Here is a 16584-nt window from a genome sequence, read left to right as displayed (position 1 = left end):
GATCAGCCGCGGTCGGGATCGCTGTCGCGGCTGCGACGGCCGCGGCCGCCGCCGTCGCGGTCACGGCTGCGGCGGGCGCCGCGCTCGCCCCGCGGCGGGCGGTCGCCCCGCTCGCCCCGCTCGCCGCGGTCGCCGCCGCCGTTGCCGCCGGCGGCTGCCGCCGCCTTCAGCTCGTCGGCCGACTTGTCGGCGACCGACGGGTCGTCGGCGAGGCGCAGGCCGATGCGGCCGCGCTCGCGGTCGACCTCGAAGACGCGGACCTTGATCTCGTCGCCCTTGTTGAGGACCTCCTCGACCGTCGCGACGCGCTGGCCCGGGGAGATGTTCGAGATGTGCAGCAGGCCGTCGGTGCCCTTCGCCAGCTCGACGAAGGCGCCGAAGGTCGTCGTCTTGACGACTCTGCCGTTGAACTCGTCGCCGACCTCGACCTCCTTGGTCATCGACCGGATGCGGTCGGCGAGGGCGTCGCCGAGCTCGCCGTTCTGGGCGTAGATGAGGACCTGGCCCTCGTCGTTGACGTCGATCTGCGCCTCGAACTCCTCCGAGAGGCCGCGGATCGTCTCGCCGCCCTTGCCGATCAGCAGGCCGATCTTCTCGGGGTCGATCTGGACGGTCGCGATTCGCGGCGCCCACTTCGACAGCTCCTCGCGCGGCGCGGCGAGCGCGTCGGCCATCTTGCCGAGGATGAACTCGCGGCCCTTCTTCGCCTGCGCGAGCGCGTCGCGCAGGATCTCGAAGGTGACGCCGGTGATCTTGATGTCCATCTGGAGGGCGGTGATGCCCTCCGAGGTGCCGGCGACCTTGAAGTCCATGTCGCCGAGGTGGTCCTCGATGCCGGCGATGTCGGAGAGGACGATGTAGTCGTCGCCCTCCTTGATCAGGCCCATCGCGATGCCGGCGACCGGGCGCTTGAGCGGGACGCCGGCGTCCATCAGCGACAGCGACGAGCCGCAGACCGACGCCATCGAGGAGGAGCCGTTGGACTCGAGGATGTCGGACACGACGCGGATCGTGTACGGGAACTCCTCGATCGTCGGCACCATCGGCACGAGCGCCCGCTCGGCGAGCGCGCCGTGGCCGATGTCGCGGCGCTTGGGGCCGCGCATGAAGCCGGCCTCGCCGACCGAGAACGGCGGGAAGTTGTAGTGGTGGAAGTAGTACTTTCTGGTCTCGAGCCCGAGCGTGTCGAGGCGCATCTCCTCGCGCGTCGTGCCGAGGGCCGCGGTCGACAGCGCCTGCGTCTGGCCGCGCGTGAAGAGCGCGGAGCCGTGCGTGCGCGGCGTGACGCCGACCTCGATCGTGATCGGCCGGATCTCGTCGGCCTTGCGGCCGTCCGGGCGCTTCTTCTTGACGGCGATCCGCTCGCGGATGATCGACTTCTCGAGCTTGTCGAAGGCGAGCTGGACGGCCTGGCGCTGCTCGACGTCCTCCTCGTCGGCGGCGAACTTCGCGAAGACCTCCTCCTCGACGGCCTTCGTCGCCTCCTGGCGCTCGAGCTTGTCGACGACGGCGGTCGCTCTGTCGAGCTTTCTGCCGAACGATCTCGTGATCTGTCTGAGCAGTCTCGCGCCGACCTGCGGGACCTCGACCTCGGCCTTCTCCTTGCCGGCCTGCTTGGCCAGCTCCCACTGGAGCGCGCAGAGCTTCTTGATCGCGTCGTGGGCGATGTCGAGCGCGTCGAGGATCTCGGCCTCGGGGATCTCGTTGGCGCCCGCCTCGACCATCAGGATGGCCTCCTCGGTGCCCGCGACGATCAGGTCGAGGTCGGTGTTCTCGAGCAGGTCCTCCTCGTTGGGGTTGACGACGAAGTTGCCGTCGACCTTGCCGATGCGGACCGCGCCGACGGGCGTCGGGAACGGGATGTCGGAGACCATCAGCGCCGCCGAGGCGCCGTTCATCGCGAGGATGTCGTACGGGTGCTCGTGGTCGACCGAGAGCGTCAGCGTGACGAGCTGGGTCTCGCGGCGCCAGCCCTTCGGGAACAGCGGGCGGATCGGGCGGTCGACCATGCGGGCGACGAGCGTCGCCTTCTCGCCGGCGCGGCCCTCGCGCTTGAAGAACGAGCCGGGGATCTTGCCCGCGGCGTACATGCGCTCCTCGACGTCGACCGTGAGGGGCAGGAAGTCGACGTCGCGGAGGTTGCCCGCGGTGGCGGTCGACAGCACCATGGTGTCGCCCGAGCGGACGACGACTGCGCCAGAGGCCTGCTTGGCCATGCGGCCGGTCTCGAACGAGATCTCCTTGCCGGCGATCTCCACGGCAAGCCGCGTAACGGCGTCAGACATGTGGGTAGTTCCCTTCTGCTCCGCCCGTCGGTCGGCGGAGTGCTTTGCGTCTTTTCTGTATCCGAACCCCGTCATCGTAGCGATCTCGCTGCAAAGCGCAGACGTATCCCTCGATGCCCGTCGACGTCCTGACGCGAGCGCGGCCGTTCCCCGCGCGGGGCGCCGCTCAGGCGAGCCGGTCGAGCAGCGCGTCGTCGGGCAGCCCGGGGTGGGCGATGCCGTCGAGGAAGAGCGTCGGCGTCGTCACGACGCCGGCGCGGACGCCGTCGGTGAAGTCGCGTCTGACCCGCGCCGCGACCGCGTCGGAGCGGCGGTCGGCGTCGAAGCGGTCGACGTCGAGGCCGAGCCGCTCGGCGCGCGCCCACAGGTGCGGGTCCTCGAGCCGGCCCTGGTCGTCGAACAGCGCCGCGTGCATCTCCCAGAAGCGGCCCTGCAGCCCAGCCGCCTCGGCGGCCGCGGCGGCCGCCCAGGCGCGCGGGTGCTTCGATCTGACCGGGAAGTGGCGGAAGACCCGCTGCGCGCCGATCGCGCGCAGCCTCAGCTCGAGCACCGCGCAGTAGGGGCACTCGTAGTCGGCATAGACGATCGCCAGCGGCCGGTCGGCGGGACCGGTGCGATGGTCGTCGCCGCGCGGCGGCGGAAGCGGCGCGCTGCGCAAGCCGCTCATCACGTGGTCACCGCGTCTGGAAGAACGAGCCCCCGGGGCGAGTTCTTCCGGCGGAATGCAAGGCCGCAGGCCGCCGCTTTACGCGAGGCCGTCGAAGATGAGGTTGGCGCCCGGCAGGTCGCCCGGGGAGGGCGCCTGGTAGCTCCACTTGACGACGCCCTCGGGATCGACGATCACGAGCGCGCGCTGCGGGAAGCCGCCTTCGTGGAGGACGCCGAAGGCGCGGCAGGCGGCGCCCTTCGGCTCGAAGTCGGAGAGCTGCTCGATCGTCACGCCGAGCTTCTCGCGGAACGCTCTCTGCGTCCACGAGGAGTCGCAGGAGACGCCGTACAGCGTGGCGCCCTGCGCGGCGAACTGGTCGAGCACCTCTTCGTAGAGGTTGAGCTGGTCCGTGCAGACCGGGCTGAACGCGAACGGGTAGAAGACCAGCACGGTCGTTCTGCCCTTGAGGTCGTCGCGGGTGAAGCTCCCGCCGTCCTCGCGCTGGAGCGTGAACTCGGGCGCGGGGGTGCCCGGCTGCAGGACGCTCACTTGCGCAGCCCGAGCTCTCTCACGAGCGCGCGGTACCCGTCGAGGTCTCTGCGCTGGAGGTAGTTCAGGAAGCGGCGACGCCGGCCGACGAGCATGAGCAGGCCGCGGCGCGAGTGGTGGTCCTTCTTGTGGGTGCGCAGGTGCTCGGTGAGATCGTTGATCCGCTCCGTCAGCATCGCGATCTGGACCTCGGTCGCACCGGAGTCCTTCTCGTCTCTGCCGTACTTCGCGATCAGCTCTTGCTTGCGCTCGCTGGTAAGGGTCGTCATCGGCCGGGCAGCGTAGCAGAATCCCCCGCACAGACCGCACGCGCCGTCGCCACGTCGCGGTGCATCTGCGCGATCAGCTCCTCGGCCGAGTCGAACCGCTGCTCGCCGCGCAGGCGGCTGAGGAACTCGACCGTGACCGTGCGGTCGTAGAGGTCGCCGCTGTAGTCGATCAGGTACGGCTCGATCAGCAGGCCGAGGCCGCTGTCGAAGGTCGGGCGGACGCCGACGTTGGTCGCCGCGCACCAGGACTCGCCGGTGTCGGCGAGCGTCACGCGCGTCGCGTAGACGCCGTTGCCTGGGCAGACCAGCTCGGGGTCGGGCTCGAGGTTGGCGGTCGGGAAGCCGAGCTGGCGACCGCGCTTCTCCCCGTGCTGGACCACCCCGCGTATGCGGAACGGCGAGCCGAGGAAGCGGTTGGCGTGCTCGACCTCGCCGGCGAGCACCAGGCCGCGCACGTGCGAGGAGGAGACGATCTCCTCCTCGATCTCGACGAGCGGGACGAAGCGCGACTGGAAGCGCTCGTCGGCGCCCAGCAGCGCGGTGTCGCCCTTGGCGCCGTGGCCGAAGCGGAAGTTCTCGCCGACGGTGACGTGCGTCGCGCCGAGCTTGCCGACGAGCACGTCGTCGACGAACGCCGCGGCGCTCTGGCGCGCGAAGGCGTCGTCGAACGGGATCACGACCAGCTCCTCGACGCCGAGCGAGGCGACCAGCTCGGCCTTCAGCTCGAGGCTGGTCAGCAGCTTCGGCGCCGCCTCCGGTCGCACGACCGCGAGCGGATGGGGCTCGAACGTGAGGACCGTGTCGCTTCCGGCGATGACGGCGCGGTGACCGAGGTGGACCCCGTCGAACTCGCCGACGGCGACGCGCCGGGGCCGCGGCGCGACGTCGGGCAGCCAGGTGATCTGCATGGCGCGGAAGAGTAGTGGTCGAGCGTCCGGGCGCGCGCTTCACCCGCGCAGGCCGACGACCGGCTTGAGCGTCGGCTCGCCGTCGGGGCCGGTGCGCGGCTCGGCGATCGCGATCAGGCCCTCGCCGTCGACCAGGCGGACCGGCCCCTCCTCCTCCCCGCTCCCGGGCACGGCGACGCCGTGGGAGGCTCTGCGCGCGAGATCTCCCTCGAGGCGGACCGACGGCATGATCCGCGCCAGCGCCTCGTCGAGCGGCACGATCCGCTCGGGGTCGGCGTCGGCGACGTCGAACGGGCCGATCGCGGTGCGGCGCAGCTCCTCGCAGTAGGCGTCGCCGAGGTCGGCGACGAGGCTGCGCACGTAGGTGCCCGACGAGCAGCGGATCGCGAAGGCCCGCCGGTCGCCGTCGCGCCACAGCTCGTCGAAGGCGTGGACGGTCACCTCGCGCTCGGGCAGCTCGACCTGCTCGCCGCGGCGGGCGCGGGCGTACGCGCGCTCGCCGTCGACTCTCAGCGCCGAGTAGGCCGGCGGCCGCTGGCGCACGAGCCCGGTCGGCAATGCGAGGTCGCCGGCAGGCACGCGGCCGGTCTCCGCGATCTCGCCCTCGCTGTCGCCGGTGGTCGAGACGGCGCCGAAGCGGGCGATCGTCTCGTAGGTCTTCTCCAGCCCCATCAGGAAGCGCTGCGCGCGCGTGCCGCGGCCGACGAGCACGAGCAGCAGGCCGGTCGCGAACGGGTCGAGCGTGCCGGCGTGGCCGACTCTCGTCCTGCGCGGCAGCGCCCGCCGCACGCGGTAGACGACGTCGTGCGACGAGATGTCGCGGGGCTTGTCGTAGAGGATGACCCCGTCGATCGGGGTGGCACCGCTCACGCGGGCGCTCCTACAGCTGCGCGTCGACTTCGACGCGCAGGAAGGCGATCAGCTCCTCCCACGACAGCGTCGTCGTGAAGCCGGCCGCCTGGCGGTGGCCGCCGCCGCCCTGGGCGCGGGCTATGACGGAGACGTCGACCCGCTCGTCGGCGGCGCGCAGGGAGACCTTGCGCTTGCCCTCCTGGCCGGGGCCGAGGCGGTCGCGGACCATCGCCGCGACGGCCGTCCCCTCGACCGAGCGGAGCTGGTCGATCACGCCCTCGGAGTAGTTCTCCTCCGCGCCGGTCTCGCGGAAGTCCTCCAGCGTCAGCCGCGTGGCGGTCAGGCGGCCGCCGTCGTAGCGCTCGACGTTGGAGAGGCCGCGCGCCAGCAGCGCCAGCTTGCCGTACGGGATCCCCTCGTAGATCCGCCGGTAGATGTCGTGGACGTCGACGCCGGCGTCGATCAGCTCCGCCGCCATCACGTGGGCGCGCGTGCCGGTGTTCTCGTACATGAACTTGCCGGTGTCGGTGACGAGGCCGACGTAGAGCGCCTCGGCGATCGAGGTCGTCGGCTCGACGCCGAGGCCGCGCATCAGGTCCCAGACGATCTCGGCCGTGCACGACGCCTCCGGCACGACGTGGTTGACCGTCCCGAAGTGAGTGTTGTCGTGGTGGTGGTCGACGTTGAGGATGTGCGCGCCCTCGAACTTGAGCGCGTCGGCCGGGTTGCGGTCGATGTTGCCGCAGTCGAGCAGCACGATCGTGCGCTCCTCGATGTCGGGCGGCGGCACGCTGACGAGGCCGTCGAGCGAGAAGAAGCGGTACTCGTACGGCAGCGGGAACTCGTCGGCGTCCATGAACATGATCGAGTCCTTGCCGTGCGCGACGAGGATCTGGTGCATCGCGACGAGCGAGCCGAGCGCGTCGCCGTCGGGGTGCTCGTGGGTGCCGAGCAGGAACTTCTCGGCGCCGCGGATCTCGTCGAGCACCTGCGCGCGCGTCGCGCGCTTGCCGTTGGCGACCGGACCGGTCACTCGCCCTCCCCGGCTTCTCTCAGCAGCTCGTTGATCCGCATCCCTCTGTCGACCGAGTCGTCGTAGGCGAAGGTGATCTCCGGCGTGTACTTCATCCGCACCGCCTGCGCGACTCTGCGCTGCAGGAAGCCCTGGGCCGAGCGCAGCCCCTCCAGGCCGGCGCTGCGCGTCTCCTCGTCTCCAAGGATGCTCACGTAGACGCGGCAGTGGCGGAGGTCTGAGCTTGTTCTCACGGCGGTCACGGTCACGAACCCGACGCGCGGGTCCTTCAGTTCCTGCGTGATGGCGTCGCTGAGAACGGCGCGCACCGCCTCGTCGACACGACGAATCCGACTGCCGCTCATCCTAACCGTCGCTCCGCATCCACGTTCTCACTGTTCACTCACCGCCGCGCAGGTCACCCACCGAGCGGATGTGACGCTCGACGCTGACCCCCTGCGGCAGGCGCTCCTCCAGCCACCGCTCGACGCCGTCGGCGGCCGACTCCAGCGCCGGCAGCGAGCCGCCCGTCAGCGCGACGGTCAGCTCGGCTCGCTGCCACAGATCCTGGTGCGCGGTCTCGGAGACCGCGCAATGGAGGCGCTGGCGGAGCTGCGTCTTGAGCGACGACAGCTCCTTGCGCTTGCCCTTCAAGCTCCCCGCCTCCGGGAAGTGGACGTCGACCACGAGCACGGCGACGAAGCCGCCTGTCATCAGGCCAGCTCGCGCTCGACCTTGCGCGTGGTGTACGCCTCCATCACGTCGCCTTCCTTGACGTCGGCGAAGTCTCTCAGCACGATGCCGCACTCGAAGCCCGAGGCGACCTCTCTGACGTCCTCGTTGAAGCGCTTCAGCGAGGCGATCTCGCCGTCGTAGACGACCGTGCCGTCGCGCACGAGGCGGACCTTCGCGCCGCGCGTGACTCTGCCGTCGGTGACGTAGGAGCCGGCGATCGTGCCGATTCTCGAGGCGCGGAAGATCGCGCGGACCTCGATCGTCGCGATCTGGTCCTCGACCTCCTCGGGCTCGAGCATGCCCTCCATCGCCGCCCGCAGGTCCTCGATCGCGCGGTAGATGACCGAGTAGGAGCGGATCTCGACGCCCTCGCGGTCGGCAACTCTCGCCGCGTCGCCGACCGGGCGGACGTTGAAGCCGAGCACGACGCCGTCGGAGGCGGCCGCGAGCATCACGTCCGACTCGTTGACGCCGCCGACGCCGCGGTGGACGACGTTGACCTGGATCTCGCTCTGCGGCAGCTTCGCGATCTCGTCGTCGATCGCCTCCAGCGAACCGGCGACGTCCGACTTGAGGACGATGTTGAGCTCCTTCAGCTCGCTCTTGAAGATGTCCTCGAGCGTGACGCGCTTGCCGGAGCGGCGCGCGAGCGCCTCGGTCTTGAGGCGGTTGGCCCGCTCGCCCGCCAGCTGGCGTGCCTTGCGGTCGTTCTCGACGACGCGCACGAACTCGCCGGCCTCCGGGACGGAGTCGAAGCCAAGGATCTCGACCGGCTCGCCGGGCTCGGCCTTCTTGACGCGCTCGCCCTTGAAGTCGTTCATCGCCCGCACCTTGCCCCAGTGCTGGCCCGCGACGAGCGCGTCGCCGACTCTCAGCGTGCCGCGCTGGATCAGCACGGTGCAGACCGCGCCGCGGCCCGGGTCGAGCTTCGACTCGACGACGACGCCCGACGCCTCGGCGTTCGGGTTCGCTCTGAGCTCCTCGACCTCGGACATGACGAGGATCGTGTCGAGCAGGTCCTCGAGGCCTCTCTTCGTCTTCGCCGAGACGTCGACGAACTCGGTCTCGCCGCCCCACTCGACCGGCTGCAGGCCGAGCGAGGTCATCTCGGTGCGGACCCGCTCGGGCTGCGCGCCCTCCTTGTCGATCTTGTTGACGGCGACGAGGATCGGCACTCTCGCGGCCTTCGCGTGGTCGACCGCCTCCTGCGTCTGCGGCTTCACGCCGTCGTCGGCGGCGACCACGATCACGGCGATGTCGGTGACCTTCGCGCCGCGGGCTCGCATGGCGGTGAACGCCTCGTGGCCCGGCGTGTCGAGGAAGGTGACCGTTCTGTCGGAGTGATGGACCTGGTAGGCGCCGATGTGCTGCGTGATGCCGCCGGCCTCGCCGGCCGCGACCTCGGTCTGGCGGACCGCGTCGAGCAGCGACGTCTTGCCGTGGTCGACGTGACCCATGATCGTGACGACCGGGGCCCGCTCGACCAGCTGGTCCTCGGCATCCTCGAAGACCGGCTCGGCGTCGACGTCGTCGGCGGCGCGGACGATCTCGGCCGTCTTGCCGAACTCGTCAGCGAGCATCTCGACGGCGTCGTCGGAGAGCGTCTGCGTCAGCGTCGCCATCTCGCCGAGCTGCATCAGCTTCTTGATGATCTCGGGGACCGGGATGTCGAGGTACTCGGCGACGTCTCTGACGGTCGAGCCCGACGGCACTCTGACGTGCGCGGGACCGGTGTTGACTCTCGTCTCCAGCGGCGCCGGCTCTTCGTAGGTGCCACGGCGACGCCGGCCCCGGCGCTGACGGCGCGGCGGCTGGTTCTGGGGGCCGCCGCCGCCGGGCGAGCGGCGCGAGGCCTGCGAGTCGATCACGACGCGGCGGCGACCGCCGCCGCCGGCGCCGGCGCCGGGCATCGAGTCGCGCGTCGCGCGTCTCTGCGGCTCCGGCGGCTGGCCGTTGCCGCGCTGGTCGCCGCGGCCGCCGGGACCGCCCTGGCGCTGGCCGGGGCCGCCCTGACGCTGACCGCCGGGGCCGCCCTGGCGTGGACCGCCGGGTCCGCGGCCGCCGGGACCGCCCTGACGCTGGCCGGGGCCGCCCTGACGCTGACCGGGCGCGCCGGGGCGCGCCGGACCGCCGCCGGCGGGGCGCTGCGCCGCGCGGGCGCGCGGGGCGATTCTCGGTCTCGGTCTCTCGGGCGCGTTTCTGTCGCGGTAGGTGCCGGCCGTCGGTCTGGCCGCCTTGCGCTTGATGCCCTGGGCGCCGAGCACTCTGGTCGCGGCGTCCTCGTCGACGGTGGCCGACGGGACGGGCGCGTTGATGCCGGCAGCTCTCAGCGTGGCGATCAGATGGCCCGCGGAGATCCCGTGCTCTTTTGCGATGTCGCTGACGCGCTTCTTGCTCATGCAGTATCCAAGTGTACGTTCTCTGAAGAATCGAGCTGTGCGGCCTGTCGCCGCGGGCTCGGCGGGGGCGCGTCTGGCGCGGCCCATGCCGGTGGCGCGGCCGGCGCTCTCACGGCCCGGCGGAAGGCGCGGTTGAAGCCTCCGCGCGTGCGCGCCAGCTCGTAGCAGTCGGGCGCGCGGTGGGTGTAGGCCCCGCGGCCGGACAGCCGGCCGGCGGGATCGACGACGAGCGCTCCGTCGCGGACGACGTAGCGCTGCAGGGAGCGTCTCGGCGCCGTGCGGCCGCAGCCGACACAGCGCCGGGTTGGCTCCCCGCCCGTTATGAGGCGGTCTCCTCCGCGGGCTCGTCGCCCGCCGCCTCATCCTCGGGCTGCTCGTCGTAGCCCTCCTGCTCGTAGGTCTCCGCGTCGCCGGCGGCCTCGTCCTCGTAGGCCTCCTCCTCGGCGTACTCGCCCTCGTCGACCAGCTCGGCCTCCTGCTCGAGCTCGGCCTCCTCCTCGGCGACCGCGTCGGCCGCGCCGCCGGTCAGGGCGGCGACCTCGTCGCCGTCGATCTCGGCCAGCGCCTGGTGGGTCTCGAGGCCGCAGTAGCGCGAGCCGGGCAGCGCCGCGTTCGGGCAGCGGCGGCCGTTGGCGAGGATCGCGGCGCAGCGCCCGCCCTGGACCTCTTCCTCCTCGTAGCCGCCCTCGGCCTCCTCGGAGGCGAACTCGGTCTCGGAGCGGATGTCGATCCGCCAGCCGGTCAGGCGCGCGGCGAGGCGCGCGTTCTGGCCCTCGCGGCCGATCGCGAGCGACAGCTGGTCGTCGGGGACGATCACCGTCGCCTGCTTGCCGTCGTCGTCGACGAGCACCTCGCGCACGCGCGCCGGCGACAGCGCCTTCGCGACGAAGCGGGCCGGCTCGTCGTTGTAGGGGATGATGTCGATCTTCTCGCCGCGCAGCTCGGAGACGACCATCCGCACGCGCGAGCCGCGCGGGCCGACGCAGGCGCCGACCGGGTCGACGCCGTCGGCATGCGAGACGACCGCGATCTTCGAGCGGTAGCCGGGCTCGCGGGCGACGTTGGTGATCTCGACGAGGCCGTCGGCGATCTCGGGCACCTCGAGCTCGAACAGCGCCTTGATCAGCTCCGGGTCGCGGCGCGAGACGATGATGCTCGGGCCCTTCGTCGAGGCCGAGACGTCCTTGATCACGGCCTTGATCCGCTGCGAGTGGTCGTAGCGCTCGCCGTCGACCTGCTCGGACTTCGGCAGCAGCGCCTCGACGCGCTCGCGCAGCTGCACGAGCGTGTAGCGGGAGTCGGACTGCTGGACGATGCCGGTGATCAGCTCGCCGACGCGGTCGCGGTACTCCTCGAACATCATGTCGCGCTCGGCCTCGCGGATCCGCTGCAGGATCACCTGCTTGGCGGTCTGCGCGGCGATCCGGCCGAAGTCCTCGGGCGTCACGTCGACGCGCTCGATCTGATCCTCGTACTCGGCGAGCTTCTCGAAGTCGAGCTCGGGCTCGGGCAGCTGGCGCTGCTCGCCGGTCTCGGGGTCGACGCCGGAGAACTCGGCGGCGATCAGCTCCTCCTGCTCGGTGATGAGCTGGTCCTCGAGGTCCTCGGGGATCTTCAGCTCCCAGACGGTGAAGTCGCCGCTCTCGCGGTCCATCTCGACCTGCGCGTAGGGCGCCGCGCCCGGCTGCTTCTTGTAAGCGGACAGGAGGGCGTCCTCGAGCGCGACCATGAGCTTCTCGCTCGAGATGTTCTTCTCGGCCGCGAGTCCACGGACGGCATCCAGGATCTCTTTCGACATGCTGCTTACTCTCCTGGGACGAGGTTGGACCGTTTGATTTCGGTGTAGGGGATCGAGACGACGCCGCTCTCGGCGGCGATCGTGATCTCGGAGTCGGTGGCGCCGACGAGCTCGCCGGTGAACGAGCCCTGGCCGCCGTGGGAGCCGCGGGTGCGCACGCGCGCCCGCCGGCCGAGGAAGCGCCGGAAGTGGTCGGGCTTCGTCAGCGGGCGGTCGCCGCCAGGCGAGGAGACCTCCAGCGCATAGCGCTCGCGCACGCTGTTCAAGTGGTGGGTGACCCGCTCGCAGAGGTCGAGCGAGACGCCGTCCGGATGGTCGATGAACAGGCGCACGGTCTTGCCGCCGAGCACCTCCGCGAGCACCACCTCGACATCGGGCTCGGCCTGCTGCAGCGTCGCTTCGATCTCGGCTTGGATTCTGCTCATCGCGTGTTCACCTCCTTCATAAAAAAAAGTGGGCGAGCGCCCACTTTCGGAACGGCCGCCGGGCAGGGCCCGGCGCAGAAAGCTGTGCGCCCAGGTTAGCACCGCTGCATCTCGACCGCCGCGAATCCGCTGCAATGCACGTCCCTTTGCGCGCGACCCGTATCGTTCCCGGGCCAGATGAGCAGAGATCCACGCACGACCGTCGAGCGATTCGTCGCCGAGCTGGAGGGCGAGACGCGCAGACTCGCCTTCGCCGAATGGGGCATCACCGTCGACGCCGCCGGCTGGCCGCTGGACGTCGGCCTCGCGATCCGCGACGGCCTCTTCCGCGCCCAGGCGCACGTGATCGGGCCCGATCGGATCGACCCCCACGACCTGCTGCGCTGGAACCGCCAGATCCCCTACCTCTGCTTCGCGCACACGCGCGACGGCGAGGTCTGGATCCAGGGCGAGCTGCCGCTCTCCGCGATCGACCCGCCGCAGCTCGACGCGTTCCTCGGCCTGCTCGTGCTCAGCGTCGTGCAGGCGCGCGAGGCCGCCGGCCGCGCCAAGGAGGACTAGCGGCTGCGCTCGGCTCGTCCGGGCCCTCTCCCGGCGGCGGCGCGGGAGCGGTCGCGGTATCTGCGGTAGTCCCTGCGGTCGGGGCGCAGGCCGGCGGCCTGGGCGAGCGGGCGGCGGGCCTCCGCGTGACGGCCGAGCTGCTGCAGCGCGCGGCCGAGGCAGAAGAGCGCGTAGTCGTTGGTCGGCGCCCGCTCGACGACCGCCTCGAACTCCGCCGCCGCCTCGTCGTACTCCTGCACGTGGAAGAGGGCGCGTCCGAGCGCCTCGCGCACCGAGGTCTTGTCGGGGGCCGCGTCGCGGGCCTTGCGCAGCGGGACGGTCGCCTGGTGGTAGTCGCCCGCGTCCAGCAGCGCCATCCCCCGGTGGAAGAGCTGGTACACGTCGGCAGCCATCGCTCCAGTGTAGGCGCCGCCCCAGCGGCACCCGCGCGGGGCGGTCAGCGGGAGGGCGGGACGAGCGCGGAGCGCCGCGGCTTCAGCGGCGGCGCGGGCGCGGGCGGAGTCGGTGAGCCGCTGCGCCGCGGCGGAGTCGGTGAGCCGCCGCGCCCCGGCGGGCCGGTCAGCCGCCGCGCCGCGGCGGCAGCGCGAGCAGCGCGCGCAACCTGCCGGCGGCGCCGAGGTTGCGCGCCAGCTCCGCCCGCAGCGCCCGCCGCTGGCGCGCGGTCACCACCGCCTCGCCGTCGCCGAAGCGCGCCAGCCGGATCGCGCGCACGTACGCCGCGGCGTCGGGCGCGTCGTGGAGCCTGCGCTCCAGCTGCAGCAGCGTGACGTGCGGCTCCGGCGGCCTGCCGGTCCGTCGCAGCGCCCGCTCCAGCTCGGCCAGCAGCGCGTCGGTGCCGTGCAGCGGGCGCAGGAGCCGGGCGAGCGCGAGGCCGACCGCGAGCGCGAGCGCGCCGAGCACGGCCGCCAGCCCGACCGGGAAGGAGCCGCCGTCGTCCGCGGCCGCGCCGGCCGCCGGCGTCTGCGCTCCGCCCTCCGGCTGCGCGGGCAGCTCTCTGCGCGCCGGCGCTCTCTGCGGCGGAAGCGCCGTGCCGGTGACGCTGGTGCTGCGCGAGCGGGCCGGGGCGGTCGTCGGCGTCGGGTCGAACTCGATCCACCCGACGCGGGGGAACCACACCTCGATCCAGGCGTGCGCGTCGTAGTCGCGCACGACGTATTCGGTCGCTCTGCCGCGCTGCTCCGGCGTGCCGCCGGTGAAGCCGGCCGCGACGCGCGCGGGGACGCCGCCGAGACGCAGCAGCAGCGCCGCCGCGCCGGCGAACTGCTGGCAGTAGCCGAGCCTGTCGCGGAACAGGAAGGCCTCCAGCGGCAGCTGGCGCCGCGGCGGCTCCTCGCTGTAGGTGAAGGCGTCGCTGCGCAGGTGGGCGAGCACCCGCTGGACCAGCTCGTACGGCGAGGCGGCGCCGTCGCCGAGCTGCCGCGCGAGCACGTCGACCCCGGCGTAGGGGCTCAGGCGGAGCTGCTGCCGGACCGCGGGCGGCGAGCTGCTGCCGAACGGCGCGACCCGCACCGCGCTGGTCCCCGGCCGCAGCCGTCTGGCGCCGCTCGGCTCGCGCCGCGGCAGCCCGACCGTCAGGTAGCGGTCGGCGATCGCCTGCGGGTAGTCGGCGCCGGCGGCGCGCAGCTCGCCCCGTCTCGGTCTCGGCACGACGACCTCGGCGGTGTAGGCGTCGCCGCGCTCGAGCGGCTCGTTCGCGATCCACGTGCCGGGGCTGGAGCCGGCCTGGAAGTTGACCGGGGCGCCCGGGAAGCGGAGCGTCGTGCCGGCCGCGACGACCTCGGAGGTCGCGAAGTCGCCGATCTCGACGGCGATCGAGTGCTGCCAATCGCGCTGGCGCAGGACCTCCGACGGCAGCTCCGCGTCGGGCTCGGCCGGCGCCGGCAGCGGGAGCGACGTCCAGCGGATCCCGTCGAAGCCGTCGAGGTTGCGCGCCTTCCAGTAGCTCCGCTCCGACGAGCGGACGCGCAGCACCTCGCGCCCGTCGCGCGGCCAGTCGAGCGGCCCGTACCGCTGCGACCAGTCGAACCGCGCCGGCTGCGGTCTGTCGAGGCCCTCGACGAGCGCCTGCACGTCGACCCACGGCTCGTCGCGGTCGAGCGGCCCGGTCGCGAGCGCGCCGGCGAGCGCGGCGACGACGACCAGCGCCAGCGCGCCCGGCAGCTGCACGCGCGGCAGCCGCTCCAGCCACAGGAAGCCGGCGAGCAGCGCGAACAGCAGCAGCCCCTCCTCCACCGGCGCCGCCGGCTCCATGATCGCCGTCGGCAGGACGGCGGCGGTCGTCAGCGGGACCGCCGCGGCGAGCCGCAGGCGCAGCCCGCCGCCGAACGGCGCGCGGCCGCGGAAGGGCGTCCCGTGGCGGCCCGGGGAGAGCGCCAGCACGCAGCCGAGCGCGAGCAGCAGGGCGCCGCCGAGCAGGATCGCGATCCGCGGCCAGATCGCCGCTCTGGAGTACGGCACGAGCACCTGCGGAAGCGCGTCGATCCCCTGCTGGAGCCCGGCGGCCAGGTCGTCCCAGTGGGCCGGGTCGAGCACGCCGGAGGCCGGTGCCCCGGCGGCGAGCACGCTCGTCGCGGCCCAGCCGACCACGACCGCGACGGCGGCCGGCGCCTGCAGCAGCGGCGGCAGCAGCGACAGCTGCGCGACGGCGAGGCCGGTCGCGAGCGCGAGCACGAGCAGCAGCAGCATCCGCCCGGCGCCGCCGGGCTCGACCAGCGTCCCCCAGCGGATCGCGGCCCAGCTGCCGAGCGCCGCCAGCGTCAGCACGCGCGCCAGCGGCGGCGACAGCAGCGGCAGCGCCCGGCGCCCGTCGCCGTGCGGCGGCGGGGGGGCCGGTGTCGGCGGTGTCGCCGGTGGTGACGGCGCGGGAGGCGCGGTCGCGCTCATCGCGCGCTCCGGGGAGCGGTGCGGGCGGCGGCCGCGCGTGCGGCGGCGAGCGGGCGTGCGGCGGCGGCCGCGCGTGCGGCGGCGGGCGGGCGTGCGGCGGCGGGCGGGCGTGCGGCGGCGACCGCGCGTGCGGCGGCGCGGCTCATCGGCCCGCCTCCCCCGCGCCGGCGCGCGGCGGTCGCGACGCGACGCGGTAGCCGCGGCAGCCGGCGACGGCGAGCACCGGCTCGCGCGCGTCGAGGCGGCCGGGCACGACGAGCAGCGTCTCCGCCCGCGCCGCGGCCCGGACCGCGGCGGGCAGCCGCTCGACGGTGCGCGCGGCGACGTAGACGAGCGGGCCGGTGCGGTGACCGGCGCCGCCGAGCGCCGGAGCCGGGCAGTCGTCGCCGCCCTCGACGAGCGCGAGCCGGACGTGCGCGGCCGGCCAGCCGCCAAGGTCCTCCTCGATCGCGCTCGGGCGCCGCTCGCCCGGGAGCAGCAGCGCGCTGCCGCCCGAGCGGGCGAAGGCGAGCGTCAGCGACGCGGCGGCCCGCACGGCCATGTCGAGCGCGTCGCGCGAGGCGGCGCCGCGGGCGTCGAGCACGACCAGCGGCCGGGCGTCGGACTCGATCCGCAGCCGCCGCTCCATCAGGCCGGCGCCGCGCGCCAGCGTCGGCCAGTGGATCCGGGCGGCCGGCGTCCCCTCGCGGTAGGGCCGCACGCCGTCGACCTCGGTCGCCGTCGCGCCGAGCAGCGCGCTCGCGCCGCCGTCGCGACGGCCGTCGGCGCCCTGCCCCGGCGCGAACGAGACGGGGCTGGTGCGCGGCAGCACGAGCAGCTCCCGCTCGCCCCTCCCCCGCACCCGCCGCCGGCACAGCTCGAGCGGGTCGCCGAGCGCGAGCGCCGGCGGCGCGACGCGCACCCTCCCCCGCCGCGGGAAGCGCGCGACGGCGGTGAAGCGGTGGGAGCGCGCCGTCGTCGGCAGCCGCAGCGACGCCTCCAGCAGCGGATCCTCGACGACCGCGACCGGCAGCGGCGGCGCGACCCGCGCCGAGCGCACCGACAGCCGGATCGGCACCGGCTGCTCCTCGACGACGTGGCGCGCGTCGAGCTCGCGCTCGACGGTCGCGCCGCGGGCCGCCAGCGCGACCCACGCCGGCGCGAGCAGCCCGAGCGCGAGGAAGCCGACGCCGGGGACGTAGAGCGGCGCGGCGTCGAAGAGCCCGCCGCACGCCACCAGCACGAGCCCCAGCAGCGCGATGCCGGCGGCCGAGCGCATC

At 73.3% G+C, this 16584-nt stretch carries 17 protein-coding genes; 1 reads left to right on the top strand and 16 read right to left on the bottom strand.

Going from position 1 to position 16584, the window contains the following annotated elements:
• Positions 1–2 precede the first annotated feature (2 nt).
• From BDZ31_RS14955 to BDZ31_RS14895, 13 genes are all read right to left on the bottom strand, one after another.
• Positions 3–2285 carry a polyribonucleotide nucleotidyltransferase gene (locus BDZ31_RS14955; protein WP_183343142.1) on the bottom strand — a complete coding sequence of 761 codons (2283 nt, stop codon included), beginning with the start codon at positions 2283–2285 and terminating at the stop codon, positions 3–5.
• 166 nt (positions 2286–2451) lie between these two features.
• The gene (locus BDZ31_RS14950) at positions 2452–2952 is read right to left on the bottom strand and encodes a DsbA family protein (RefSeq protein ID WP_183343141.1); all 501 of its coding nucleotides are present in this window, start codon (positions 2950–2952) and stop codon (positions 2452–2454) included.
• Between the two features lie 78 nt (positions 2953–3030).
• Positions 3031–3483, bottom strand: coding sequence for a redoxin domain-containing protein (locus tag BDZ31_RS14945; protein ID WP_183343140.1), 453 nt, complete (start codon positions 3481–3483; stop codon positions 3031–3033).
• Complete coding sequence (rpsO, locus tag BDZ31_RS14940) at positions 3480–3752, bottom strand: 30S ribosomal protein S15 (RefSeq protein WP_183343139.1); 273 nt, start codon at positions 3750–3752, stop codon at positions 3480–3482. Before rpsO ends, BDZ31_RS14945 begins: the two co-directional genes overlap by 4 nt.
• Entirely contained in the window at positions 3749–4660 is a 912-nt protein-coding gene (locus BDZ31_RS14935; RefSeq protein WP_183343138.1) for a bifunctional riboflavin kinase/FAD synthetase, read from the bottom strand. Before BDZ31_RS14935 ends, rpsO begins: the two co-directional genes overlap by 4 nt.
• Before the next feature lie 39 nt (positions 4661–4699).
• On the bottom strand, positions 4700–5530 hold the full coding sequence (truB, locus tag BDZ31_RS14930) for a tRNA pseudouridine(55) synthase TruB (RefSeq protein WP_343075595.1): 831 nt from the start codon (positions 5528–5530) through the stop codon (positions 4700–4702).
• Between the two features lie 10 nt (positions 5531–5540).
• A complete protein-coding gene (locus BDZ31_RS14925; protein ID WP_183343137.1) occupies positions 5541–6545 on the bottom strand; it encodes a DHH family phosphoesterase in 1005 nt (334 codons plus the stop codon).
• Positions 6542–6889 carry a 30S ribosome-binding factor RbfA gene (gene rbfA, locus BDZ31_RS14920; protein WP_221243090.1) on the bottom strand — a complete coding sequence of 116 codons (348 nt, stop codon included), beginning with the start codon at positions 6887–6889 and terminating at the stop codon, positions 6542–6544. The genes BDZ31_RS14925 and rbfA overlap by 4 nt, the downstream gene beginning before the upstream one ends.
• Positions 6890–6923: 34 nt before the next feature.
• Positions 6924–7238: a DUF503 domain-containing protein gene (locus BDZ31_RS14915; RefSeq protein ID WP_183343136.1), complete on the bottom strand. Its 315-nt coding sequence runs from the start codon at positions 7236–7238 to the stop codon at positions 6924–6926.
• Entirely contained in the window at positions 7238–9658 is a 2421-nt protein-coding gene (gene infB / locus BDZ31_RS14910; protein WP_183343135.1) for a translation initiation factor IF-2, read from the bottom strand. Before infB ends, BDZ31_RS14915 begins: the two co-directional genes overlap by 1 nt.
• Positions 9655–9981 (bottom strand): DUF448 domain-containing protein, encoded by a 327-nt coding sequence (locus tag BDZ31_RS26045; RefSeq protein WP_183343452.1) that lies wholly within the window; start codon positions 9979–9981, stop codon positions 9655–9657. Before BDZ31_RS26045 ends, infB begins: the two co-directional genes overlap by 4 nt.
• Complete coding sequence (gene nusA / locus BDZ31_RS14900) at positions 9978–11456, bottom strand: transcription termination factor NusA (protein WP_183343134.1); 1479 nt, start codon at positions 11454–11456, stop codon at positions 9978–9980. The genes BDZ31_RS26045 and nusA overlap by 4 nt, the downstream gene beginning before the upstream one ends.
• Before the next feature lie 5 nt (positions 11457–11461).
• Positions 11462–11881: a ribosome maturation factor RimP gene (locus tag BDZ31_RS14895; RefSeq protein WP_183343133.1), complete on the bottom strand. Its 420-nt coding sequence runs from the start codon at positions 11879–11881 to the stop codon at positions 11462–11464.
• Between the two features lie 177 nt (positions 11882–12058).
• On the opposite strand from BDZ31_RS14895, the gene BDZ31_RS14890 reads away from it, so the two are divergent.
• Positions 12059–12442: a hypothetical protein gene (locus BDZ31_RS14890; protein WP_183343132.1), complete on the top strand. Its 384-nt coding sequence runs from the start codon at positions 12059–12061 to the stop codon at positions 12440–12442.
• On the opposite strand, the gene BDZ31_RS14885 is transcribed toward BDZ31_RS14890, so the two are convergent.
• From BDZ31_RS14885 to BDZ31_RS14875, 3 genes are all read right to left on the bottom strand, one after another.
• Positions 12439–12834 carry a tetratricopeptide repeat protein gene (locus tag BDZ31_RS14885; RefSeq protein ID WP_183343131.1) on the bottom strand — a complete coding sequence of 132 codons (396 nt, stop codon included), beginning with the start codon at positions 12832–12834 and terminating at the stop codon, positions 12439–12441. The two genes, BDZ31_RS14890 and BDZ31_RS14885, sit on opposite strands and share 4 nt — an antisense overlap.
• Before the next feature lie 166 nt (positions 12835–13000).
• Positions 13001–15325, bottom strand: coding sequence for a transglutaminase domain-containing protein (locus BDZ31_RS14880; protein ID WP_183343130.1), 2325 nt, complete (start codon positions 15323–15325; stop codon positions 13001–13003).
• A 142-nt stretch (positions 15326–15467) separates the two neighbouring features.
• Positions 15468–16583, bottom strand: a complete 1116-nt coding sequence (locus BDZ31_RS14875; protein ID WP_183343129.1) for a DUF58 domain-containing protein — start codon at positions 16581–16583, stop codon at positions 15468–15470.
• Between the last annotated feature and the right edge of the window lies 1 nt (position 16584).

The organism is Conexibacter arvalis, assembly GCF_014199525.1.
In the GTDB taxonomy this organism is placed as follows: Bacteria; Actinomycetota; Thermoleophilia; order Solirubrobacterales; family Solirubrobacteraceae; genus Conexibacter; species Conexibacter arvalis.
Note: the sequence above shows the minus strand (reverse complement) of the source record. Positions and strands in the feature narration are given on the sequence as shown.